We start from the raw sequence: 23421 nt of genomic DNA, 5'->3' as shown, positions 1-23421 counted from the left end.
ATGGATCGGCTGAGGCAGCGGGCGGATTTCCTCGCCGTTGCCAATGGCGCGCGGGTGAATAGTCCTGCGTTCGTCCTGCAACGCCTTGACCGCCAAAGCCTTGACCACGACGATCGCGGCCCGATCCGGATCGGCTTCACCGTCACCAAAAAGAACGGCAACGCCCCCGAGCGCAATCGCATCCGGCGCCGGCTTCGCGAACTGGTGAAGCGGCTCGATCCGATGTCGATGCAGCCCCATCATGATTATGTGCTGGTCGGCCGAAGGGACGCGCTCTCCCGCGGCTTCGCCACCATGCTCGACGATCTGCGCATGGCGTTCGCGAAGCCCGCGCGGCATACGCACAAGGGACGCGGCCCAAAAACCAACTCAAGAACCGACGGCTCAAAGCCCGGCCCCGCTCCTGCGACCAGCCGCAAACCGGATTGATGACGAGAGAATGATGACTGACAACCGCAATACCATCCTCGCCGTCATTCTGTCGGGCTTCGTGCTGATCGCCTGGCAATATTTCTACAACATGCCGGCGATGGAGAAGCAACGCGCCCTGCAACAGACGCAGGCCGAGCTGCATAAGACCACGCCGCAGCCGACGGCTTCCGGGACGCCGAGCGCCACGCCGCAGCCCGGCAGCGCAGGCGCGCCCTCCGCTCCCCAGATCGCCAATCAACCGGCCCAGCCGACCGTCAGCCGCGAGGCGGCGATTGCCGCCTCTCCGCGTGTCAAGATCGATACGCCCCGCTTGACCGGCAGCATTGCCTTGAAGGGCGCGCGCATCGACGATCTTGCGCTGGTGCAGTATCGCGAAACGGTCGACCCGAAGTCGCCGCCGATCATTCTCTATTCGCCGTCGGGCACCGCAGAGCCCTATTACGCCGAATTTGGCTGGGTAGCCGGAACAGCTGGCACAAAGGTGCCCGACCGGACCACCGATTGGCAGCAGGAGGGCACCAACAGCCTGACGCCGTCCACGCCGGTCATGCTGAAATACGACAATGGCGAAGGCCTCACCTTCCGCCGCACCGTCACGATCGACGACCACTACCTCTTCAGCATCAAGGACGAGGTGACCAATGTCGGCAACGCGCCGGTCAAACTCTTTCCCTTCGCACTGATTTCGCGCCACGGCACGCCGCAGGTCTCGGGCTACTACATCCTGCATGAAGGCCTGATCGGTTACCTGGGCGAGCAGGGTTTGCAGGAGAAGGCCTATAAGGCTGTCGGCGAAGCACCCGCGATCGGCAACGGCGGACACGGGTTCGAATTCAACAACGTCACCAATGCCTGGCTCGGTATTACCGACAAATATTGGGCGTCTGCGCTCCTTCCCGACACGTCGGCAACGCTCAAGGCCCGTTTCGTCGCCGAACCCGGCACCCAGATCCGATACCAGACCGACTATCTGCAAAGCGAGCAGACGGTCCCGATCGGCGGCACGACGACAACGAACGCGCGGCTATTCGCGGGCGCCAAGGAAGCCGGGGTGGTCGGCATCAACTTCCCGCTCGCCGGCCATGGCGGCTACAACAAGGAGCTCGGCCTCAACCATTTCGACCTGTTGATCGACTGGGGCTGGTTCTACTTCATCACCAAGCCGATGTTCCTCGGCCTCGACTTCTTCTACCGCTTCTTCGGCAATTTCGGCATCTCGATCCTGCTCGTGACCGTGATCGTGAAGCTGTTGTTCTTCCCCTTGGCGAACAAGTCCTACGCCTCGATGGCGAAGATGAAGTCGGTCCAGCCGCAGCTTCAGGCTCTGAAGGAGCGCTTCCCCGACGACAAGGTGAAGCAGCAGCAGGAGATGATGGAGATCTACCGCAAGGAGAAGATCAATCCGGTCGCCGGCTGTCTTCCGGTGGTGATCCAGATCCCGGTGTTCTTCTCGCTCTACAAGGTGCTGTTCGTCACCATCGAGATGCGGCACGCGCCGTTCTTCGGCTGGATCAAGGATCTGTCCGCGCCGGACCCGACCAATCTGTTCAACCTGTTCGGGCTGATCCCGTTCGACCCGACCACGATCCCGCTGTTCGGCCACTACCTCGCGCTCGGCATCTGGCCGATCATCATGGGCATCACGATGTGGTTCCAGATGAAGCTGAACCCGACGCCGCCGGATCCGACGCAGCAGATGATCTTCAACTGGATGCCGCTGATCTTCACCTTCATGCTGGCGGGCTTCCCGGCGGGCCTCGTGATCTACTGGGCCTGGAACAATACGCTCTCGGTGCTGCAGCAGAGCTTCATCATGCGCCGCAACGGCGTGAAGGTGGAGCTGTTCGACAATCTCAAGGCGACGTTCGCGAAGAAGGCGACGTAGCGGTCGCCATTGCGAGGAGCGAAGCGACGAAGCAATCCAGAGTCCCTCCGCGGATGCATTTCTGGATTGCTTCGCTTCGCTCGCAATGACGCGGACAGACAGAAAGCTTTCGCATGACCGACGACAAAGATGCGAAGCTGATCGAGGTCGGGCGAAAGCTGTTCACGCGCGACTGGCAGTTCATCTGGGCTTCGCCCTCGACTGAAACGCTGCCGCCGATGGCGGGGCTGGAGATCGCCTTTGCCGGCCGCTCCAATGTCGGCAAGTCCAGCCTGATCAACGCGCTGACCGGCCGCAACGCGCTCGCGCGCACCTCGCACACGCCGGGCCGGACCCAGGAGCTGATCTTCTTCGAGGTCCCCGGGAAAGGCGAGCTGCGCCTCGTCGACATGCCCGGCTACGGCTATGCCAAGGCGCCGAAGAGTCAGGTCGCGTCCTGGACCGAGCTGATCCACAAATTCCTGCTCGGACGCGCCAGCCTCGCGCGCGTCTACGTGCTGGTCGACGCGCGGCACGGCCTTAAGGACGTCGATCTCGAAGTCCTGAAGACTCTCGATCGCTCCGCGGTCAGCTACCAGCTCGTGCTGACCAAGGCCGACCAGATCAAGGCCGCCGAGCTCCAATCGCGCATCGTCGAGACCGAGGCTGCGCTCGCCAAGCGTCCGGCCGCGTTCCCGAACGTGCTCGCGACCTCGTCGCGCAGCGCGACCGGCATGGCCGAGCTGCGCGCCGCGATCGCAAAGCTGCTGGAAGAGCGAACCTCGTGATGGCGGCATTCCGGCTGCTGATCGGGCTTGCCGGTCTGATGGGCGCTGCCGGCGTCGCGCTGGCCGCGGCTTCCGCGCATGGCGGCGATGCGAGCCGGCTCGCCGCCGCAAGCGCCATGCTGCTGTTTCATGCAACGGCCGTGCTAGCGGCCGTCGCCCTGCTCGGCCGCGGCCTTCTGCACGGCGGAATTGGCATCGTCGCCGCGTCCGGCTTCGCAGCCGGCGCGGCGCTGTTCGCGGGCGATCTGACCTTGCGGCAATATGCCGGCCATTCGCTGTTTCCCTATGCGGCGCCGACCGGTGGATCGGTGATGATCTTGAGCTGGCTGGCGGTGACGCTCGCGGCGGTGGTGGTGAAGCGCAGTCCGTAGCCCGGGGACGAAGACCACTTTGCGCCCCGCCCGCCAATCGGATAGAACGCGGCCCGAGTATCCCGCCAGCGAGATCCGCCTCATGACCGAAATCTCCCCGCTCGACCAGGCCCGCATCCTGTCCGAAGCGCTGCCGCACATGCAGCAGTATGACGAGGAAACCATCGTCATCAAGTATGGCGGCCATGCCATGGGCGACGAGGAGACCGCGAAGAATTTTGCACGCGACATCGTGCTGCTCGAGCAGACCGCGATCAATCCGGTGGTGGTGCATGGCGGCGGCCCGCAGATCGCGACCATGCTCAAGCGTCTCGGCATCGTCTCGGAATTCGCAGCCGGCCTGCGCATCACCGATGCGGCCACCATCGAGATCGTCGAGATGGTGCTCGCCGGCTCCGTCAACAAGCAGATCGTCGGCTACATCAACGAGGCCGGCGGCAAGGCGGTGGGGCTATCAGGCAAGGACGCCAATATGGTGAAGGCGTCCAAGACGACGCGCACCATCATGGATCCGGACTCGCACATCGAGAAGGCGGTCGATCTCGGCTTCGTCGGCGATCCCGAGAAAGTCGATCTCACGCTGCTCAACCAGCTGATCGGCTACGAGCTGATCCCCGTGCTCGCGCCGCTCGCGACCTCGAAAGAGGGCCAGACGCTGAACGTCAACGCCGACACTTTCGCGGGCGCCGTGGCCGGCGCGCTGAAGGCAAAGCGGCTGCTGCTGCTCACCGACGTGCCGGGCGTGCTCGACAAGTCCAAGAAGCTGATCCCGCAGCTCTCGGTGAAGGACGCGCGAAAGCTGATCGCCGACGGCACCATTTCCGGCGGCATGATCCCGAAGGTCGAGACCTGCATCTACGCGCTCGAACAGGGCGTAGAGGGCGTCGTCATCATCGACGGCAAGATGCAGCACGCGGTGCTGCTCGAGCTCTTCACCAACACCGGCACGGGAACGCTGATCCACAAGTGATGCGAGAGGCGCCACGCATGAAAGCCGTCATGGCCGGACAACAGCGCGAAGCGCGTCTTCGCGAAGATGTCCCGGCCATCCACGATCTTTCGTCCCGCGCCAAGAACGTGGATGCCCGGGACAAGCCCGGGCATGACGAGCGGAGCGCGAGGCGGCATCGACGCTCCACTCTCACCCGCTTCCTGATGACGCTCCCCGCCGCAGCCGTCTCGTTCGTCTTCTCCTCCGCGCCCGCCTTCGCCGACCTCAAGATCTGCAACCGCATGTCCTATGTCGTCGAGGCCGCGATCGGCATCGACGACAAGGCGGCGACCGCGACGCGGGGCTGGTTCAGGATCGACCCCGCCACCTGCCGCGTGGTGGTGCAGGGCACGCTCTCCGCCGACCGCATCCTGCTCAACGCCCGCGCGCTCGGCGTCTACGGCGCATCCCCGATCCCGCAGAACGGCAGCGACACGCTGTGCGTCGCGCAGGACAATTTTGTCATCGCGGCCGCGCGACAGTGCCGCAGCGGCCAGACCCAGGCCGCCTTCACCCAGATCACGCCGACGCAAGGCGCGGACGGCAATTTCGTCGCCTATCTCGCCGAGGACTCCGAATATGACGACGAGCAGGCCCGCCTTGCCGGCATCCAGCGGCTTTTGGTGATCGCAGGTTACGACGCCGCGCCGATCGACGGCGTCGACGGACCGAAGACGCAAGGCGCGTTGGCGGCTTTCCTGAAGAGCCGCGGATTGTCGTCCGACATCCTGTCGTCGCCCAACTTTTTCAAGACCATGGTCGATGCCGTGCAGACGCCGTCTGCGACCGGCCTCACCTGGTGCAACGACACCACGCACAAGGTGATGGCGGCGGTCGCCACCGACGACGGCAAGGCGGTGACGAGCCGCGGCTGGTATCGCATCGACCCCAAGACCTGCCTGCACCCTGATGTGAGCGGTCAGCCGAAGCAGATCTTCAGCTTCGCGGAAGCCATCGACGCCGACAACCGAATCGTCAAGCTGAAGGACAAGCCGCTGAATTGGGGCGGCGACAAGCAGCTTTGCACGCGCGAGACCAAGTTCGAGACCAACGAGCAGACCGACTGCGGCGCGCGCGGTTTTGCGGCCACGGGATTTGGCGCGGTGGACATGTCGAGCGGCGGCAAAACGCTGCGGTTTGCGATGCCGTGATTGCTTTTGTGATGACGCAACAAACACCATCGTCGTCCCGGCGAAGGCCGGGACCCATAACCCCAGGATTGGTTTTGCGAAGAACGACGATCAGGGTGCCCCATTGATAGATCACGCGGTATGGGTCCCGGCGTTCGCCGGGACGACGACGGAAAGCTGGGGCCCCTCTCCGATAACGAATAGAGAGCCGCAATGACCTCACCCCGCGCCTTCGGCCATGTCGACACCTGGGTGTTCGACCTCGACAACACGCTCTATCCGCACCACGTCAATCTGTGGCAGCAGGTCGATGCGCGGATTACCGAGTTCGTTTGTAATTGGCTGAACCTGACACCGGTGGAAGCGCGCAAGATTCAGAAAGATTATTACCAGCGCTTCGGCACCACCATGCGTGGCATGATGACCCTGCACGGCGTCCGCGCCGACGACTATCTCGCCTACGTCCACAAGATCGACCACTCGCCGCTGGAGCCGAACCCGGCGCTGGGCGAGGCCATCGCAAAACTGCCGGGACGAAAGCTGATCCTGACCAACGGTTCGGTCGATCATGTCGATGCGGTGCTGGCGCGGCTCGGCTTTGCTGGGCATTTCGACGGCGTGTTCGACATCATCGCCGCCGACTTCGAGCCGAAGCCGGCGCCGCAGACCTACCGCAAGTTTCTCGCCGACCATTCGGTTGATCCGACCCGCGCCGCGATGTTCGAGGACCTCGCCCGCAACCTCACTGTCCCGCACGAGCTCGGCATGACCACCGTGCTGGTGATACCGGACGGGACGAAAGAGGTCGTGCGCGAGGACTGGGAGCTGGCGGGCCGCGACGCCGCCCATGTCGACCACGTCACCGATGATCTGGCAGGGTTTTTGGGCAGGCTGTCCTCTCTCTCCCCACGTCGTCCCGGCGAAGGCCGGGACCCATAACCCCAACACTCGGTTGTAGCGCGCAACTGGTAACTCCGAGTCTTCGCCAAACTTGACCCTGTGGGTATGGGTCCCGGCCTTCGCCGGGACGACACTGAGTATGCCTTGACTCCGTCCCCCCAAATCCCGAAAAAGCGCTCCAAATCACCGCAAATTCCCGCCCGCCTCTGAGGAAATCCCGATGTCCCTGTCCGCCCTCGAATCCACCATCAACGGCGCCTTCGACGCGCGCGACGGCGTCTCGACCTCGACCAGGGGCGAGGTCCGCGACGCCGTGGATCACGCGCTGGAGATTCTGGACAAGGGCGACGCCCGCGTTGCCGAGCGCGGGGCCGACGGCAAGTGGAAGGTCAATCAGTGGCTGAAGAAGGCGGTGCTGCTCTCGTTCCGCCTCAACGACATGGGCGCCATTCCCGGCGGCCCCGGCAAGGCGGCCTGGTGGGACAAGGTGCCCTCGAAGTTCGACGGCTGGGGTGAGAACCGCTTTCGCGACGCCGGTTTCCGCGCCGTCCCCGGCTCCATCGTGCGCCGCTCGGCCTTCATCGCCCGCAACGTCGTGCTGATGCCGTCCTTCGTCAATCTCGGCGCCTATGTCGATGAATCCACCATGATCGACACCTGGTCGACCGTCGGCTCCTGCGCGCAGATCGGCAAGCGCGTGCACATCTCCGGCGGCGTCGGCATCGGCGGCGTGCTCGAGCCGCTGCAGGCCGAGCCTGTCATCATCGAGGACGATTGCTTCATCGGCGCGCGCTCCGAGGTCGCCGAAGGCGTGATCGTGCGCAAGGGCGCGGTGCTGTCGATGGGCGTGTTCCTGGGTGCGTCGACCAAGATCGTCGACCGCGACACCGGCGAGATCTTTATCGGCGAAGTGCCCGAGTATTCGGTCGTCGTTCCCGGCGCGCTGCCCGGCAAGCCCATGAAGAACGGCCAGATCGGCCCGAGCACCGCCTGCGCCGTCATCGTCAAGCGCGTCGACGAGCGCACGCGCTCCAAGACCAGCATCAACGAGCTGCTGCGGGATTGAGAGTCTAACTCTCTCACCGTCACCCTGAGGTGCTCGCCTCTTCGGCGAGCCTCGAAGGGCGACGGCCCGGCTGCCGGCTGAATCGTGGCCGCTCATCCTTCGAGACTCCCCCTGCGGTGCTCTGCACCGCAGGCCTCGCACCTCAGGATGACGGGTCTGGCAGCTCCGTCGAACCCACCCTCCCCCCACCGCGACCAACATCCGGGCGACCTCTCCCGCCCGGAGCCTTTGGCATGGACTGGACCTGGTATCTCTTCCGCTTCGACGGCCGCATCAATCGCGCCTTGCTATGGCAAGCGCTGCTGATCGTCATGGTGCTGGCCTGCATGCTCGGGATGATCGACCAGGCCATCAAGCTGCTGAACGGGGCCGCGACTTTCGCCTTCAACTTCAAGGTCGACTTCGATTTCGGTGTCGACGACATCTTCAACGTGGTCGATCCCAGGGCCTATCGTCTGCTGGCACCGGCCGATCGCGCGACCCTCATCCTCAAGGTGCTCGGCAGCTCGCTATTCCTGTGGATCTATCTCGCGACCGCGACCAAGCGGCTGCACGATCGCGACCGGAGCGGCTGGTGGCTGGTTCCGTTCTTCGTCCTGCCCGCGCTGTTCGACCAGTTCTCGGACCTGCTGCCCACCGAATCAAACTGGGTTGTTGCCCTCGCCTGGGCCGTGCACATTCCGTGGTTTTGGGGCCTCGTCGAAATGTTCATTGTGCCCGGCACCTCGGGCGACAACCGGTTCGGCGCCGATCCGTTGGCCGACGTTGAAGATGACTCGGCGCCCGCCCCGCCTGCGGCGAAAACATGGGACCAGCAGAGCGAGATCGAATTTGTCCCGCCCAGTGCTAGCCCACCCGGCGGCATGCATGTTAAGCGGGGCGCATGACCGATGCTCTCTCGATTGCCCGCGATCTCATCCGCTGCCCCTCGGTGACCCCGGCCGATGCCGGTGCGCTGGGTGTGCTTGAAAAAGCCCTCAATGCGGCAGGCTTCACATGCCAGCGCGTGACCTTCAGCGAGCCCGGCACCGCCGACGTCGACAACCTCTATGCGCGGATCGGCACTGACGGGCCGCACATCACCTTTGCCGGCCACACCGACGTGGTGCCGCCGGGCGACGAGAGCGCCTGGAGCGTCGGCGCGTTCTCCGGCGAGGTGAAGGACGGCTTTCTGCATGGCCGCGGCGCGGTCGACATGAAGGGCGGCATCGCCTGCTCGGTCGCCGCGGTGCTGGAGCATCTCGCCGCGAACGACGGCAAGCCGCGCAGCGACGGCCAAAAATCGGGCTCGGGTTCGATCTCGTTCCTGATCACCGGCGACGAGGAAGACGTCTCCATCAACGGTACCATCAAGCTGCTGAAGTGGGCGGCGGAGCGCGGCGAGAAATTCGACCATTGCGTGCTGGGCGAGCCCTCGAATGTCGAGACGCTCGGCGACACCATCAAGGTCGGCCGCCGCGGCTCGCAATCCGGCACGCTGTATGTCGACGGCGTGCAGGGCCACGTCGCCTATCCGCACCGCGCCGCCAATCCGGTGCCTGATATCTCGCGGCTGATCGTGGCCATCTCGGACGAGCCGCTCGACCATGGCAGCGCGCAGTTCCAGGCCTCCAATCTCGAATTCACCTCGGTCGACGTCGGCAACACCGCCAACAACGTCATCCCGGGACAAGCCCGCGCAAAATTCAACATTCGCTACAACGACAACCACACCCAGGCGAGCCTGCGCGAGCTGGTCGAGACGCGGCTGACCAAAGCCTGCGGCAACCGCATTCGCGCCCGCATCGTCTGGGAGCCCTCGAACTCGAACGTATTCGTGACCAAGCCCGGACCGTTCACCGAACTCGCGGTGTCCGCGATCGAGGAGGTGACGGGCCGCAAGCCGGAGCTGTCGACCTCAGGCGGCACCTCGGATGCGCGCTTCATCTCGGGCTATTGCCCGGTGATCGAATTCGGCTTGGTCGGCCAGACCATGCACCAGGTCGACGAACGTGTGCCGGTTCAGGATCTGGAGCAGCTGACCAAGGTGTATCGCGGGATTTTGGCGAGGTATTTTGGGTAGGCCCCATTGCCGCCAAACCCTCCGCTGTCATCGCCCGGCTTGACCGGGCGATCCAGTAATCCGAGACAGCAGTCATTGATCCGAGGGGCCGCGGCGTACTGGATTCCCCGCCTTCGCGGGGAATGACAGCGGTGGGCGTCGCGAGAGTTTCCAGCCTCGCGTTCTAATAATCCACCTGCATCAGATACAGCCCGTCCGGCGGGGCGACGATGCCGCAGGCGGCGCGGTTGCGGGCGGCGAGCGCTGCGGAGAGATCGTCGGCGGTCCAGCGGCCCTCACCGACCCACATCAGCGACCCCACCATGGAGCGCACCTGACTGTGCAGAAACGAGCGCGCCGAGGTGAGAATAATGATCTCGCGCCCGTCGCGCAGCACGTCGAGCTGATCGAGCGTCTTCTCCGGCGACCTGGCCTGGCACTCGGTGTCGCGGAAGGTGGTGAAATCGTGCTTGCCGAGCAGGCGTTGTGCCGCCGCATGCATCGCGTCGGCATCGAGCCGGCGCGGCACGCGCCAGGCGTGGCCGGCATCGAGCGCGAGATTGGCACGGGTGTTGACGATGCGATAGCGATAGTGGCGCTTCACGGCCGAGAAGCGCGCTTCGAAACTATCAGGCACGATGTCCGCCTCGAGCACAGCGATCGGATGCGGGCGCAAATGCGCATTGAGCCCGTCGCGAAAACGGCCGGGTGGAAACTGTTTCTCGATGTCGACATGCGCGACCTGGCCGCGCGCGTGCACGCCGGCATCGGTGCGCCCGGCGCCGTGCACGCGCGCATCCGCGCCGGTCATCGCCTTCACCGCCGCTTCCAGCGCGCCTTGCACCGAGGGCAGCGTCTCCTGCACCTGCCAGCCGAAGAACGGTGCGCCGTCATATTCAATGATGAGCTTGTAGCGGGGCATCAGGCCAGCCGCATCGGCGGCTTCAACGGCACGCCGCGCAGGAAGTCCGCGGCCTGCATGCGCGCCTTGCCTTCGCGCTGGAGTTCGATCAGACGGATTGCACCCTCGCCGCAGGCGATGGTGAGGTGATCGTCGAGCACCTCGCCGGGTGCGCCCGTGCCTTTCGCCAGCTCGCAGCGCAGGATCTTGACCCGCGCATTCTCAAGCTCGGCCCAGGCGCCGGGAAACGGCGACAGGCCGTGGATATGGCGCAGCACCTCGCGCGCGGGCCTGGTCCAGTCGATCCGCGCTTCGGCCTTGTCGATCTTGGCGGCATAGGTGACGCCGTCCCCGCTCTGCTTCTTGAGCTGAAGCCCGCCGCGATCGAGCGCCGCCATGGCGCGCACCATCAGATCGGCACCGAGCCGGGACAGACGATCGTGCAGATCGAGCGCGGTCATATTGTCCGTGATCGCGAGCCGTTCCGCCATGGCGACGTCGCCGGTGTCCAGCCCGACATCCATCTTCATCACCATCACGCCGCTCTCGGCATCGCCGGCCATGATCGCGCGGTTGATGGGAGCAGCACCGCGCCAGCGTGGCAGCAGCGAAGCGTGCAGATTGTAGCAGCCGAGTTTTGGCGCATCGAGGATGGCCTGCGGCAGGATCATGCCATAGGCGACGACGACGGCGGCATCGGCGTCGAAGGCGCGAAACTCTTCCAGCGCCTCGGGCGTCCTCAGCGTCTTCGGCGTCAGCACGGGCACGCCGAGTTTTCGCGCGGCCTCTTCCACCGGGGTCGGCTGCAATTGCAGGCCGCGCCGGCCGCCGGGCTTGGGCGCGCGCGTATACACGGCCGCGATCTCGTGGCCGTGCGCGACGAGCTCGAGCAGCGTCGGCACGGAGAAATCGGGCGTGCCCATGAAGATCAGGCGGAGGGGCATCGACAGAGAACCTCACTCCGCGCGCTTGGCGGCTTTCTCGAACTTCTTCAGCACGCGGTCGCGCTTGAGTTTTGACAGATAGTCGACGAACAGCACGCCGTTGAGATGGTCGATCTCGTGCTGGATGCAGGTGGCGTAGAGGCCTTCGGCGTCCTCCTCGTGCACCTTGCCGTCGAGATCGGTGTAGCGCACCCGCACCTTCGCAGGGCGCTCGACCTCCTCGTAATATTCGGGGATCGACAAACAGCCTTCCTCGTAGACCGACAGGTCCTCGGAGGAGGCGATGATTTCCGGATTGATGAAGACGCGCGGCTCGGGCTTGGTCTCGCCGTCCTGGTCGGGCTTGGCGAGGTCCATGGTGATCAGCCGCAACGGCTGCGCGATCTGGATCGCCGCGAGCCCGATGCCGGGCGCGTCGTACATGGTCTCGAACATGTCGTCGGCAAGCTTTCGTATCTCCGGCGTGACCTTCTCGATCGGCTTGGAGACCAGACGCAGCTGCTTGTCGGGCAGGATGATGATTTCTCTGAGGGCCATGGCCGCGATTTAAGCCGCGCGTTCGATGCGGTCAATCCGGACGGGAACCCCGTTAACCCTCCGCTAACCATAAAACTTCGGGTTTCGTTAACCATAAAAATTAACGGGGCATTTACCCTAAATGTTCGCTATTCGTTCGTGTCGCCGAGCGAATCGGCTAGAAGCAGGGGCATGAACGAGATCATTTTCATGCTCGGCGACTGGCCGGTGCGCACCGTGGACGCGCTGATCGGCTTCGGTGCCCTGGTCCTCATCCTGATGGTGGTGATCGCCGTCGTGATCGCGCGCTCCGGGCGGCGCGGGGCGGAACTCGCGATGGCCAACGCCATCCGCGCCGACGAACTCGAGGAGCGCATCAGCCAGATGCTGCATGCCCAGAGCGAGGCTTCGGGGCGGGTCGACGCCATGACCCAGACACTGGCCGGCCGCCAGGCCGACATGGCGCGAGCGGTCAACGAGCGGCTGGATTCGGTGACCCACCGCGTCGGCCAGTCCATGGAGCACTCGACCCGCAACACCATGGAGAGCCTGCACGCGCTGCACGAACGGCTCGGCATCATCGATAGCGCGCACAAGAACCTCACCGACCTCACCACGCAGGTGACGACCCTGCGCGATGTGCTCGCCAACAAGCAGTCGCGCGGCGCCTTCGGTCAGGCGCGGATGGAAGCGATCGTCCAGGATGGTCTGCCGAAGGGTGCCTACGAGTTCCAGTTCACGCTCTCGACCGGCAAGCGTCCAGACTGCGTCGTGTTCCTGCCCGACCAGCGGCCACTCTGCATCGACGCGAAGTTTCCGCTGGAAGCGATGACCGCGCTGCATGACGCGCGCACCGACGAGGAGAAGCGCATCGCCACGCAGCGGCTGCGCGGCGATGTCATGAAGCATGTCAGCGACATCGCCGAGAAATATCTCGTCGCCGGCGAGACCCAGGACATGGCGCTGATGTTCGTGCCGTCGGAATCGGTCTACGCCGAGATCCACGACGGTTTCGACGACGTCATCCAGAAGGCGTATCGCGCCCGTGTCGTGCTGGTGTCGCCGTCGCTTTTGATGCTGGCGATCCAGGTGATGCAGCAGATCATGAAGGACGCGCGCATGCGCGACGCCGCCGACCAGATCCGCACCGAGGTGATCAAGCTCGGCGACGACCTCGGCCGCCTGCGCGATCGCGTGCTGAAGCTCCAGAAGCATTTTGCCGACGCGAACGAGGACGTGCGGCAGGTGCTGATCTCCGCCGACAAGATCGAGAAACGCGCCGGGCGTATCGAAGAACTCGATTTCAGCAAGAGCGATGCGCCGGAAGCGCCGCATCTCGTAGCGACCGGCGCTGCCGAGCTGTTCCCGCGGAAGCTCCAGGCGGGGGAGTGAGATTGTGGCACACTGTCATGCCCCGCGAAGGCGGGGCATCCAGTACGCCGCGGCAGTCATGATTGAACCGGGACGCTGGTGATTACTGGATCGTCCGCCTTCGCGGACGATGACAGCGGAGGGAGAGGTAGCAGTTGGGCACACGCCACTACTACGTTTACATCCTCGCCAACAAAATCGGCGGAACGCTGTACATCGGCGTGACCAATGATCTCATTCGTCGCGTGGCGGAACATAAGTCCAAGGTCATCGAGAGCTTTACGGAGAAGTACGATGTCGCAAGGCTCGTCTATTTCGAGCAGTTCGACGATCCCGAGAATGCTATCAAAAGGGAGAAGCGGCTGAAAAAGTGGAACAGGGCCTGGAAGGTTCGATTGATTGAGAAGAGCAATCCGAATTGGGACGACCTTTATCCCGGGATAGCCGGCCCACCATGAGTCCGTCATGCCCCGCGAAGGCGGGGCATCCAGTACGCCGCGGCGGCCGCGATTGAACCGAAATGCTGGTGGGTACTGGATCGTCCGCCTTCGCGGACGATGACAGCGGAGGGGGCGACGACACCTCCTCTTTGGCCGGCAGGAGCGACACCTCACTTGTGGCCGCCAGAATCTGCTAACACCACCCCATGACCGCACCCGACGCGACCTCGCCTGCCGGCCCCGGCACGGCCCCCACCTCCTGGCGTGACAGCCTTGCCGTTTACCTGCAGCCGAGGGTGCTGATCGTGCTGTTCCTCGGCTTCTCGTCCGGGCTGCCGTTGGCGCTGTCGGGCTCGACGCTGCTGGTGTGGATGCGGGAATCCGGCGTCGATCTCAAGACCATCGGGCTGTTTGCGCTGGTCGGCACGCCCTACACGCTGAAATTCCTGTGGGCGCCGCTGGTGGATGCGATGCATGTGCCGCTGTTCACGCGCGCGTTCGGGCGGCGGCGCGGCTGGCTGCTGTTCTCGCAATTGCTGCTGATCGTCGCCATCCTGCTGCTGGCGCTGACCGATCCCGCGCGCTCGCCGTTCTACGTCGCGCTCGGCGCATTGCTGGTGGCGACGGCCTCGTCGACGCAGGACATCGTGGTCGACGCCTTCCGCGTCGAGAGCCTGCCGGAGAGCGAGCAGGCTGCCGGCATGGCGTCCTATGTCGCGGCCTATCGCATCGGCATGCTGGTCTCGACCGCCGGCGCGCTGTTCATCGTCTCGGGCTTCGAGAGCACCGGCATCACCCGCACGTCCGCCTGGATGTGGGGCTATGTGGTGATGGCGGCGATGGTGCTGATCGGGACGATCACGGCGCTGGTCGCGACCGAGCCCGAGCAGTCGGTGCGGGCGGAAGCCGCGACGCAGACGCAAACCGCGTTCGCGCGCGTGCTGCACGCGGCGGTCGGAGCCTTCTCGGAATTCCTGACGCGCAAGGACGCGCTTGCGGCACTCGCCTTCGTCGTGCTGTTCAAGTTCACCGACGCCTTCTCCGGCACGATGACCGCGCCGTTCGTGATCGACCTCGGCTTCTCCCGCAACGACTATGCGGCGATCGTGAAGGGCGTGGGCCTTGCTGCGACGCTGATCGGCGGCTTTGCCGGCGGCTTCGTCGCACGGCGCTATTCGCTCGCAACCAGCCTCTGGATCGGCGGCGTGGTGCAGGCGCTCGCAAATCTCTCCTTCTCCTGGCTGGCCTTTGTCGGCACCAGCCAATGGGCGCTCGCCTTCGCCATCACTTGTGAGAACTTCACCAGCGCCATCGGCACGGTGATCTTCGTCGCCTATCTTTCGGCGCTCTGCCAGAACCCGCTGCACACGGCGACGCAATATGCACTGCTCACCGCGCTTGCCGCGGTGGGGCGGACCTATCTCTCGTCAGGCGCCGGCTTCGTGGCTGATATGACCGGCTGGCCGCTGTTCTTCGTGATCTGCATGCTGGTGGCGATCCCGAGCCTGGTGCTGCTGGCCTGGCTGCAGAAGCGCGGGCATTTTGATTCGCTGGGGCCGGTGAGGGTTTAGGTCGACTCTCTCACCTTCGTCATTTTGAGCGAAGCAAAGCAATCCAGACTGCCGCCGCGGAGGCGGTCTGGATTGCTTCGTCGCAAGTGCTCCTCGCAATGACGACGGAGAGAGCAGAGCGAATCGCCCCTACTGCTTCTTGATCAGGCTCCACTTCGTGATCACGGCCTCGCTCATCTGGCCGGGGTCGCTGGCGCAGGCGACTTCGTCGACCTTGACCGAGATCTCCTTGCCGGCGAACGTCTTCAGCTGTGCGGCCTGCGCATCGCCGCTGGGAACGAGCTGGAAGGTTTCGGGGCCGGTCTCGAGATTGCACAACCCGTTCGGTGGCGGCAGCCGGCGCGGCTCGGAGGTGATCTGGTAGGTCGCAACCCGCTTGCCGACGTTCTTGACGTCGCGCACTTTCATCGTGTTCAGCTCGCCCGAGAGCACCTCGCCGGCATTGATCGGCTTGCCGGGCTTCGACGGCGGCGGAGCCCCGTCGTCCTGCTGCGCGGAGATGGCCGGCGTCGCCAGCATCGCCATCGTCGCAACCAAAGCCCATCGTGTGGCGAAAAGTTTCGTCATGTCGTCCGTTCCGTAAGTCTGGATGGCTAGAACAGGGTGCGCTGCCGCATCGCGGCCGATAGCGTACCTTCATCGAGATAATCAAGCTCGCCGCCGACCGGCACACCATGGGCGAGCCGGGTTACTTTTACGTTGGCGTCCTGAAGCAGGTCGGTGATGTAGTGTGCCGTGGTCTGGCCGTCGACGGTGGCATTCAGCGCCAGGATGACCTCATGCACCTGCGCCTCATGCGCACGCGCGACCAGCGCCTCGATGGTGAGGTCCTGCGGGCCGACGCCGTCGAGCGGCGACAATGTCGCGCCCAGCACGTGATAACGCCCTTGAGTGGCATTGGCCCGCTCCAGCGCCCAGAGATCGGCAACATCGGCGACGACGACGATGATCGAGGGATCGCGACGCGGATCGGTGCAGACCGTGCAGGGACTTTGCGTGTCGATGTTGCCGCAGGTCTTGCAGACCTGGACCTTCTCGAGCGCGACCTGCATGGCCGAGGACAGCGGCATCATCAGCGCTTCGCGCTTCTTGATCAGATGCAGCGCCGCGCGCCGCGCCGAGCGCGGGCCGAGGCCCGGCAGCCGCGCGAGAAGCTGGACCAGCCGCTCGATCTCAGGACCCGCAACAGCGCCCATATTACTGGCCGAACAGCCCCGACAGCCCCGGCGGCAAGCCGAGCCCGCCGGTGAGCGACTGCATCTTCTCCTGCATGGCGGCTTCCGCCTTTCGGCGGGCCTCGCCGAACGCAGTGACAAGCAGATCCTCGAGCACCTCGCGCTCTTCCGCCTTCATCAGCGAAGGATCGATCTTGACGCCCTTGACGTCCATCTTCGCGGTCATGCGCACAGCGACGAGACCGCCGCCGGAGATGCCCTCGACCTCGACGTTGGCGAGCTGGTCCTGCATCTCCTGCATCTTGGATTGCAGCTGCTGCGCCTGCTTCATCATGCCGAAAATATCGACCATCGGTGCTGTCCTTGGAAAATTGGCTCTAGAGATCGTCGCCGTCGGAACCGTCGGGCGGATCGTCACTGCCGTAGTCGGCGTTAATATCGGATTCCGGCGCCTCGGGGGCAAGCCTGCGGACCTCGACGACCTTCGCGCCCGGAAAACGCGACAGCACCTCGCGCACGCGCGGATCGGCCTCGGCGGTGCGCGCATGTTCCTGCTTGGCCGCCTGGCTCACCGAGCGCAGCGTCGGCTGGCCCGGCTCGTTGGAGACGATCACGGTCCAACGGCGCCCGGTCCAGAGCTCGAATTTGCGCGCGAGATCGGAAATCATGGTCTTGGAGGCGTTGGGCTCGAGCGCAACTTCCAGCCGGCCCTCCTCGAAACGAACGAGGCGCATGTCGCCTTCGAGCGCGCCCTTGGTGAGGAGGTCGCGCTTCTGCCCGGCCAGCGCAACGAGCTGGGTGAAGCTCGTGACGCGCAACACCGGCGCGGCAGCTTGCGGATCCGGCGCGGGCGTTGCCATCTGCGGACGGGCACCACCGCCGCCGAAGGAGGACGGTGACGATGTCGGCATGCGAACTGGCGCTGCGGACGCCACCGGCCCCGCCGGCGCGTTGCGCGCGGCACTGCCGCCGCTCACGACCGGCGAACCGCCGCCGTTCTGCTCCAGCATCTTGATCGCTTCGTCCGGCGTCGGCAGGTCGGCGACATAGGCAATGCGCACCAGCACCATCTCGGCGGCTGCCGCGGGCCGCGTCGCGGCCTGCACCTCGGTGATGCCCTTGAGCAGCATCTGCCACATCCGCGACAGCACGCGCATCGAGATCTTCGAGGCGAAATCCCGCGCGCGTACGCGCTCGGTCTCGCCATAGGCGACGTTGTCGGCGGTCGCCGGCACGATCTTCACGCGGGTGACGAAATTGACGAACTCGGCAAGATCCGAGAGCACCACGATCGGATCGGCGCCGACGTCGTACTGGTCGCGGAACTCCCTGAACGCGGACGCGATGTCGCCACGCGCCAGAGAATCGAAAAGATCGATGACACGGGTGCGGTCGGCGAGCCCCAGCATCTGCCTGACGGCATCGGCCTTCACGGTGCCCGCGGCATGCGCGATGGCCTGATCGAGCAGCGAGAGCGAATCCCGCACCGAGCCTTCGGCGGCGCGCGCGATGATGCCGAGTGCTTCAGGCTCGATCTCGACGTTTTCCTTGGTCGCGATGTTGGCGAGATGCTTCATCAGTACGTCGGCCTCGACGCGGCGCAGGTCAAAACGCTGGCAGCGCGACAGCACGGTCACCGGAACCTTGCGGATCTCCGTCGTGGCGAACACGAACTTGGCGTGCTCCGGCGGTTCCTCCAGCGTCTTCAGGAAGGCGTTGAACGCCGCCGTCGACAGCATGTGGACTTCGTCGATGATGTAGACCTTGTAGCGGGCGCTGGCCGGCGCGTAGCGGACGCTGTCATTGATCTGACGGACGTCGTCGACGCCGGTATGCGAGGCCGCGTCCATCTCCAGCACGTCCATGTGCCGGCTTTCCATGATCGCTTGGCAATGCACGCCGAGCGTCGGCATCTGGACCGTCGGGCCCTTCACCGAGCCATCCGGCATCTCGTAGTTGAGCGCACGGGCTAGGATGCGCGCCGTGGTGGTCTTGCCGACCCCGCGGACGCCGGTGAGAATCCAGGCCTGCGGAATGCGGCCGGTCTCGAACGCATTGGAGACGGTGCGGACCACGGCCTCCTGGCCGATCAGATCGTCGAAACTGGAGGGACGGTATTTCCGCGCCAGCACCCGGTAGGGCGTGCTGGCCTGGCCGGCGCTGTCAGGGTTGGGAGGGGCGCCAGCGTCGGTCATCGGTCGATCCGCAATGAAGTGTCTTTCGGCCGGCTTTTGCGGAAAGGAGCGCGCTGGCGGCCCGAGCCGCCGGCGCAATTCGCTCGGAAAAACAGGTAGGAGACTGACGAGCGACCCGATCCGGACCTCGTTAGGGCTGCTTCCTTCCGGACCTGACCCGGTTGGCGAGTGGCTCGTCCACCGCCAATCTCCCGGTCCCTATTTGGGGCCAAAAGGACCGGAAAGCAAGCGGGTATCGGCTTGAACGGGCTGGGCTTCGTAGTGGCTTGCCCACCATCCGGGCAATTCCCGCTCTGCACAGCCGATAGGCTGTGCTTTCACTGCCGGAGGCGCCTTGGTAAGAACGCTGCCGGAACTTCTTCCAACAGAAAAGCGATTGATCCCAATGGTTACACGTCGTGATGTTGCTTCGATTGTCGGACTTGGCGCGATTGGCGCGGCGACGCTGGCCTCCCCGGCCGTGGCGCAGACCGCCGATACCAACGAATCGACCTTCGCCCGCATCCGCCGCACCAAGAAGATGCGGATCGGCGCGGTCGGCGGCGGCGCACCCTATTACATGAAGGATCTTTCGACCGGCCAGTGGAAGGGATTTTACGTCGACATCGCCAAGGCGCTTGCCGAGGACATGGAGGCCGAGCTCGACATCACCGAGACCACTTGGGGCAATTCGGTGCTCGACCTGCAGTCCAACAAGATCGACATCTTCTTCGGCCTCAACCCGACCCCGAAGCGCGCGCTGGTGGTCGACTTCTCGGTGCCGGTCTTCAACAACGCCTTCGGCATCCTCTGCAAGAAGGACTTCAAGCCGAAGAGCTGGGCCGAGTTGAACTCGCCCGACGTCAAGATTGCGGTCGACCAGGGCTCCTCGCACGACCAGGTCGTCAGCCGCCTGACGCCGAAGGCGCAGATCTCGCGGCTGAAGACCGCCGACGACGCCACCGCCGCGCTGCAGACCGGCCGCGTCGACGCGCAGTGCCTGATCACCATGCTGTCGCTGACCGTGCTGAAGAAGAATCCCTCGCTCGGCCAGTTCGTGCTGCCGACGCCAATCTTCGCCACCACCTCGAACGCCGGCTTCCGCCGCGAGACCGACAAGACCTGGCGCGACTACGTCAACACCTGGATCGACTTCAACAAGGGCCTCGGCTTCATCCGCAACGCGATCATCACCAACATGGAGCTGGTGGGCGTGACCGAGGCGGACATCCCGCCGGGCGTGTCGTTGTAGTCTTCCACTGTCATTCCGGGCGCCCGAAGGGCGAACCCGGAATCTCGAGGTTCCGGGTTCGATGCTTCTGCATCGCCCGGAACGACAATGCCGGCGGTCAAGCCGTACGACGAGTGACACACGCATGTATCAGTGGGACTTCGGCATCCTCTGGAGCTATCGCTGGCTCTTTCTCAACGGGCTCGGCGTCACCGTCGGTTTCACCGTGGTCATCGTGGTGCTCGGGCTCGTCTTCGGCCTGTTCGGCGCGTTCGGCACCCTGTCGCGCTTTCGCGCGGTGCGCCTGATCGCGCTCACCTTCATCGAGGCGTTCCGCTGCACGCCGATCCTGGTGCAGCTGATCTGGTTCTATTACGCGCTGCCGATCCTGGCCGGTGTCGAGATGACGCCGATCACGGCGTCCGCGCTGGCGCTGTCGCTCTATGGCGGATCGTTCTATTCGGAGATCATCCGCGGCGGCATCATTTCCATCGACCGCGGCCAGTCCGAAGCCGGCGCCGCGCTCGGCATGACGCCGGGACAGAGCATGCGGCGCATCGTGCTGCCGCAGGCGATCAAGCGCATGATCCCGGCTCTGATGAACCAGTCGATCATCCAGTTCAAGAACACCTCGCTGGTCTCGGTGCTGGCGGTGCCTGATCTGGTCTATCAGAGCCAGGTCGCCGCCCATGACAGCTACCGTCCGCTGGAAACCTACACCGCCGTCGCGGTCGCCTATGCGGCCATCCTGATTCCCCTGACCATCATGGTCCGGCGCGGCGAGAAACGACTGGCAGTCGGCGAATGAGCGAGATGTCGAAAATCGAGATCCGTGGCTTGCGCAAAAGCTTTGGCAGCAACGAGGTTTTGAAGAGCATCAGCCTGGACGTCGCCAAGGGCGGTGTCGTGGCGCTGATCGGCCCGTCCGGCTCCGGCAAGTCGACGCTGCTCCGCTGCATCAACCTCCTGGTGACGCCCGACGGCGGCAGCGTTCGCGTCGGCGACACGCGCTTTGCTTTCGGAGAAGGCACAAAGCTCCCCGATGTGAAGACGCTGGCAAAATTCCGCGCCACCACCGGCATGGTGTTTCAGCATTTCAATCTGTTCCCGCACATGACGACGCTCCAGAACGTGATGGAGGGACCGGTCACGGTGCGGCGCATGGTGAGGGCTGACGCGGAGAAGCTGGCGCGGGCCCAACTCGCGAAAGTGGGCCTTGCGGAGAAGGCCGACCAATATCCGGCAACGCTCTCCGGCGGACAGAAGCAGCGCGTCGCGATTGCGCGGGCGCTCGCGATGGAGCCGGACGTGATGCTGTTCGACGAGGCCACCTCCGCGCTCGATCCCGAGCTTGTCGGCGAGGTGCTCGCCGTGATTCAGCAGCTGGCGTCGGAGGGCATGACCATGGTGATCGTGACCCACGAGATCGCCTTTGCCCGCGAAGTCGCCGACCGTCTGATCTTCATGCGCGACGGCGTCGTGGTCGAGGAAGGACCGGCGCGGCAGGTCATCGATCATCCGCAGGAAGCCGCGACGCGCGCCTTCCTCAGCCATTTCCACCGAACCGGCGCATTGCCGCCGGCCAACGCAGCATCGTGATGTCCGAAATCAATCGCGTCTATCTCATCACCGGCGCCGCCAGCGGCATCGGCCGCGCCACTGCAAAACTGCTCGCGGGGCCCGGCACCGCGCTGCTGCTGCACACGCGCTCCAACGCAGCCGGCCTCGACGCCACCGCGGCGGAAGCCGAAGCGCAAGGCGCGATCGTCGCGAAATGCCTCGGCGACCTCGCCGAGGAGGCCGCGGTCACCGACGCCGTCGCCGCTACACAAAGCGCCTTCGGCCGACTCGATGGATTGATCCTGGTCGGCGGCCATGCCCGCCGCGGCAGCGCGATCGGTACGCCGACGGATCAGTTCCGCAAGGCGATGGACGAATCGGCGCTGGCGTTCACACGGTTGGTGGACGCGGCGCTCCCGCTGCTCCGTGCGGGGCAGGATTCGCGGATCGTGGCAGTGTCGTCGTTCGTTGCGCACGCGATCCGGCCGGAGTTCGCGCCCTTCGCAGCGACGGCTGCGAGCCGCGCCGCGCTCGAAGCGCTGGTGCGCCTCACCGCAGTCGAACTCGCCAAGGAGGGCATCACCGTCAACGCCGTCGCGCCGGGCCTCATCGTCAAGGACAGGCCCAGCGAAAGCCGGCTGTCACCTGAGCAGATCGCCGCGACCGAGGCGCTGATCCCGATGGGTCGCCGCGGGCGGCCGGAAGAGGTCGCCGAGATCATCGCTTTCCTGGCCTCCCCGAAAGCATCCTACGTCACCGGCCAAGTCTGGCACGTCAATGGAGGCCTGACATGACCGAAGCAACCGTCGAACGCATCAGGCTGTTCCTGATCGAAAGCCCGATCAAGATGGCGCGCCTGCAAGGCGTCGGCAATGTCAAGGGCACGGTGAAGCGCGTGCTGCTCGAACTGACGTCGAGCGACGGCGTGATCGGCTGGGGCGAGGCGGCACCGTGGGAAGTGTTCACGGGAACGCCGGAAGCGGCCTTCTCCGCGCTCGATATCTATTTGCGGCCAATCGTGCTCGGCAAACCGGTGCGTCGCATCCGCGCGCTGATGGCCGAGCTCGATCGCGCGCTGGTCGGACATGCCGAAGCCAAGGTCGCGATCGAAATGGCGCTGCTCGACATCGTCGGCAAGTCGTCGGGATTGTCGGTCGCCGACCTGCTCGGCGGCCGCGTGCGCGACACGATCCCGCTGTCGTTCTCCATCGCCGATCCCGATTTCGCCGCCGATCTCGAACGCATGCGGAAGATGGTTCCGGACGGCAATGTCATCTACAAGGTCAAGACCGGCGTGAAGCCGCATCGCGAGGACCTCGATCATCTCGCGGCGATCCGCAAGGAGTTCGGCGACAAGGTCGACCTTCGCGTCGACTACAACCAGGCGCTGGCGCCGTTCGGCGCCATCAAGATCCTGCGCGACGTCGAGCAGTTCGCGCCGACTTTCATCGAGCAGCCGGTGCCGCGCAAATTTCTCGACGTGATGGCGCAGCTCACCGCGGCGCTGGAAACGCCGGTGCTCGCGGACGAAAGCTGCTTCGACCGCCGCGACATGATGGAGGTGGTGCGCCGCGAGGCGGCAGATGCCGTCTCGATCAAGCTGATGAAGGCCGGCGGCCTGTTCGAGGCGCAGGCGATCATGGCGATCGCCGACATCGCCGGCCTGCCGGGCTATGGCGGCACGCTGTGGGAGGGCGGCATCGGGCTCGCCGCCGGGACGCAGCTGATCGCGGCGACGCCGGGAATCTCGCTCGGCTGCGAATTCTACATGCCGCACCACGTGCTGACCGAGGACGTGCTGGAAGAGCGCGTCGCCAATCGCGGCGGCCACGTCGTGGTGCCGGACGGCCCGGGCCTCGGCATCCGCGTCAGCGAAGCCTCGGTCCGCGCCAATGCGCGCGTGCTTGCGGAGGGGTAAGACGTCGCCACACATTCGCTGTCGTCCCGGCGAAGGC

At 65.0% G+C, this 23421-nt stretch carries 25 protein-coding genes and 1 other RNA gene; 18 read left to right on the top strand and 8 right to left on the bottom strand.

The window, feature by feature from the left end:
• The 10 genes from rnpA (at window position 1) to dapE (ending at window position 9604) form a co-directional block, all read left to right on the top strand.
• Complete coding sequence (gene rnpA / locus IVA75_RS14000) at window positions 1–429, top strand: ribonuclease P protein component (RefSeq protein ID WP_027565785.1); 429 nt, start codon at window positions 1–3, stop codon at window positions 427–429.
• Between the two features lie 13 nt (window positions 430–442).
• Complete coding sequence (gene yidC / locus IVA75_RS13995; protein WP_027565786.1) at window positions 443–2317, top strand: membrane protein insertase YidC; 1875 nt, start codon at window positions 443–445, stop codon at window positions 2315–2317.
• Between the two features lie 113 nt (window positions 2318–2430).
• Window positions 2431–3084: a ribosome biogenesis GTP-binding protein YihA/YsxC gene (gene yihA / locus IVA75_RS13990; protein ID WP_027514321.1), complete on the top strand. Its 654-nt coding sequence runs from the start codon at window positions 2431–2433 to the stop codon at window positions 3082–3084.
• On the top strand, window positions 3084–3455 hold the full coding sequence (locus IVA75_RS13985; protein ID WP_247285478.1) for a DUF423 domain-containing protein: 372 nt from the start codon (window positions 3084–3086) through the stop codon (window positions 3453–3455). Before yihA ends, IVA75_RS13985 begins: the two co-directional genes overlap by 1 nt.
• Window positions 3456–3537: 82 nt before the next feature.
• Window positions 3538–4425: an acetylglutamate kinase gene (gene argB / locus IVA75_RS13980; protein WP_007597683.1), complete on the top strand. Its 888-nt coding sequence runs from the start codon at window positions 3538–3540 to the stop codon at window positions 4423–4425.
• Window positions 4426–4610: 185 nt separating this feature from the next.
• Window positions 4611–5597 (top strand): DUF1036 domain-containing protein, encoded by a 987-nt coding sequence (locus IVA75_RS13975; RefSeq protein WP_027565789.1) that lies wholly within the window; start codon window positions 4611–4613, stop codon window positions 5595–5597.
• Between the two features lie 192 nt (window positions 5598–5789).
• A complete protein-coding gene (locus IVA75_RS13970) occupies window positions 5790–6515 on the top strand; it encodes a pyrimidine 5'-nucleotidase (protein ID WP_247285436.1) in 726 nt (241 codons plus the stop codon).
• Window positions 6516–6696: 181 nt separating this feature from the next.
• Entirely contained in the window at window positions 6697–7542 is an 846-nt protein-coding gene (dapD, locus tag IVA75_RS13965) for a 2,3,4,5-tetrahydropyridine-2,6-dicarboxylate N-succinyltransferase (RefSeq protein ID WP_247285435.1), read from the top strand.
• 233 nt (window positions 7543–7775) lie between these two features.
• Window positions 7776–8429 carry a DUF805 domain-containing protein gene (locus IVA75_RS13960; RefSeq protein ID WP_247285434.1) on the top strand — a complete coding sequence of 218 codons (654 nt, stop codon included), beginning with the start codon at window positions 7776–7778 and terminating at the stop codon, window positions 8427–8429.
• The gene (gene dapE / locus IVA75_RS13955; RefSeq protein ID WP_247285433.1) at window positions 8426–9604 is read left to right on the top strand and encodes a succinyl-diaminopimelate desuccinylase; all 1179 of its coding nucleotides are present in this window, start codon (window positions 8426–8428) and stop codon (window positions 9602–9604) included. Before IVA75_RS13960 ends, dapE begins: the two co-directional genes overlap by 4 nt.
• A gap of 163 nt (window positions 9605–9767) precedes the next feature.
• Here dapE and truA read toward each other — a convergent pair whose 3' ends face one another.
• Genes truA through def form a run of 3 tightly spaced genes read right to left on the bottom strand, consistent with a single transcriptional unit; the run spans window position 9768 to window position 11965 of the window.
• Window positions 9768–10505, bottom strand: coding sequence for a tRNA pseudouridine(38-40) synthase TruA (gene truA, locus IVA75_RS13950; protein WP_247285432.1), 738 nt, complete (start codon window positions 10503–10505; stop codon window positions 9768–9770).
• Window positions 10505–11428: a methionyl-tRNA formyltransferase gene (gene fmt, locus IVA75_RS13945; RefSeq protein WP_247285431.1), complete on the bottom strand. Its 924-nt coding sequence runs from the start codon at window positions 11426–11428 to the stop codon at window positions 10505–10507. The genes truA and fmt overlap by 1 nt, the downstream gene beginning before the upstream one ends.
• 12 nt (window positions 11429–11440) lie before the next feature.
• On the bottom strand, window positions 11441–11965 hold the full coding sequence (gene def, locus IVA75_RS13940) for a peptide deformylase (RefSeq protein ID WP_007597693.1): 525 nt from the start codon (window positions 11963–11965) through the stop codon (window positions 11441–11443).
• 171 nt (window positions 11966–12136) lie between these two features.
• Between def and rmuC the strand changes: the two genes are divergently transcribed.
• From rmuC to IVA75_RS13925, 3 genes are all read left to right on the top strand, one after another.
• Entirely contained in the window at window positions 12137–13336 is a 1200-nt protein-coding gene (rmuC, locus tag IVA75_RS13935) for a DNA recombination protein RmuC (protein ID WP_247285430.1), read from the top strand.
• Window positions 13337–13470: 134 nt separating this feature from the next.
• On the top strand, window positions 13471–13773 hold the full coding sequence (locus tag IVA75_RS13930) for a GIY-YIG nuclease family protein (RefSeq protein WP_247285429.1): 303 nt from the start codon (window positions 13471–13473) through the stop codon (window positions 13771–13773).
• A gap of 188 nt (window positions 13774–13961) precedes the next feature.
• On the top strand, window positions 13962–15326 hold the full coding sequence (locus tag IVA75_RS13925) for an MFS transporter (RefSeq protein ID WP_247285428.1): 1365 nt from the start codon (window positions 13962–13964) through the stop codon (window positions 15324–15326).
• 129 nt (window positions 15327–15455) lie between these two features.
• On the opposite strand, the gene IVA75_RS13920 is transcribed toward IVA75_RS13925, so the two are convergent.
• The 5 genes from IVA75_RS13920 to ffs form a co-directional block, all read right to left on the bottom strand.
• Window positions 15456–15893, bottom strand: a complete 438-nt coding sequence (locus tag IVA75_RS13920; protein ID WP_027565800.1) for a hypothetical protein — start codon at window positions 15891–15893, stop codon at window positions 15456–15458.
• A gap of 26 nt (window positions 15894–15919) precedes the next feature.
• On the bottom strand, window positions 15920–16522 hold the full coding sequence (recR, locus tag IVA75_RS13915) for a recombination mediator RecR (protein ID WP_007604678.1): 603 nt from the start codon (window positions 16520–16522) through the stop codon (window positions 15920–15922).
• A gap of 1 nt (window position 16523) precedes the next feature.
• Complete coding sequence (locus IVA75_RS13910; protein ID WP_007597704.1) at window positions 16524–16853, bottom strand: YbaB/EbfC family nucleoid-associated protein; 330 nt, start codon at window positions 16851–16853, stop codon at window positions 16524–16526.
• Between the two features lie 25 nt (window positions 16854–16878).
• On the bottom strand, window positions 16879–18696 hold the full coding sequence (locus tag IVA75_RS13905; RefSeq protein ID WP_247285427.1) for a DNA polymerase III subunit gamma/tau: 1818 nt from the start codon (window positions 18694–18696) through the stop codon (window positions 16879–16881).
• A gap of 95 nt (window positions 18697–18791) precedes the next feature.
• An RNA gene (ffs, locus tag IVA75_RS13900) (signal recognition particle sRNA small type) lies at window positions 18792–18888 on the bottom strand.
• A gap of 193 nt (window positions 18889–19081) precedes the next feature.
• Here ffs and IVA75_RS13895 point away from each other — a divergent pair.
• The 5 genes from IVA75_RS13895 (at window position 19082) to IVA75_RS13875 (ending at window position 23384) form a co-directional block, all read left to right on the top strand.
• A complete protein-coding gene (locus tag IVA75_RS13895; RefSeq protein WP_027565802.1) occupies window positions 19082–19927 on the top strand; it encodes a transporter substrate-binding domain-containing protein in 846 nt (281 codons plus the stop codon).
• Between the two features lie 124 nt (window positions 19928–20051).
• A complete protein-coding gene (locus IVA75_RS13890; RefSeq protein WP_247285426.1) occupies window positions 20052–20714 on the top strand; it encodes an amino acid ABC transporter permease in 663 nt (220 codons plus the stop codon).
• Window positions 20711–21505, top strand: coding sequence for an amino acid ABC transporter ATP-binding protein (locus IVA75_RS13885; RefSeq protein WP_276577087.1), 795 nt, complete (start codon window positions 20711–20713; stop codon window positions 21503–21505). The genes IVA75_RS13890 and IVA75_RS13885 overlap by 4 nt, the downstream gene beginning before the upstream one ends.
• Window positions 21505–22260: an SDR family oxidoreductase gene (locus tag IVA75_RS13880; protein ID WP_027565805.1), complete on the top strand. Its 756-nt coding sequence runs from the start codon at window positions 21505–21507 to the stop codon at window positions 22258–22260. Before IVA75_RS13885 ends, IVA75_RS13880 begins: the two co-directional genes overlap by 1 nt.
• Window positions 22257–23384, top strand: coding sequence for a muconate cycloisomerase family protein (locus IVA75_RS13875; protein WP_247285425.1), 1128 nt, complete (start codon window positions 22257–22259; stop codon window positions 23382–23384). The genes IVA75_RS13880 and IVA75_RS13875 overlap by 4 nt, the downstream gene beginning before the upstream one ends.
• Window positions 23385–23421: the final 37 nt, after the last annotated feature.

The sequence above is a fragment of the Bradyrhizobium sp. 134 genome, assembly GCF_023074155.1.
Classification (GTDB): Bacteria; Pseudomonadota; Alphaproteobacteria; order Rhizobiales; family Xanthobacteraceae; genus Bradyrhizobium.
The sequence above is the reverse complement of the archived record's forward strand: the minus strand, read 5'-3'. Positions and strand labels throughout refer to the sequence as shown.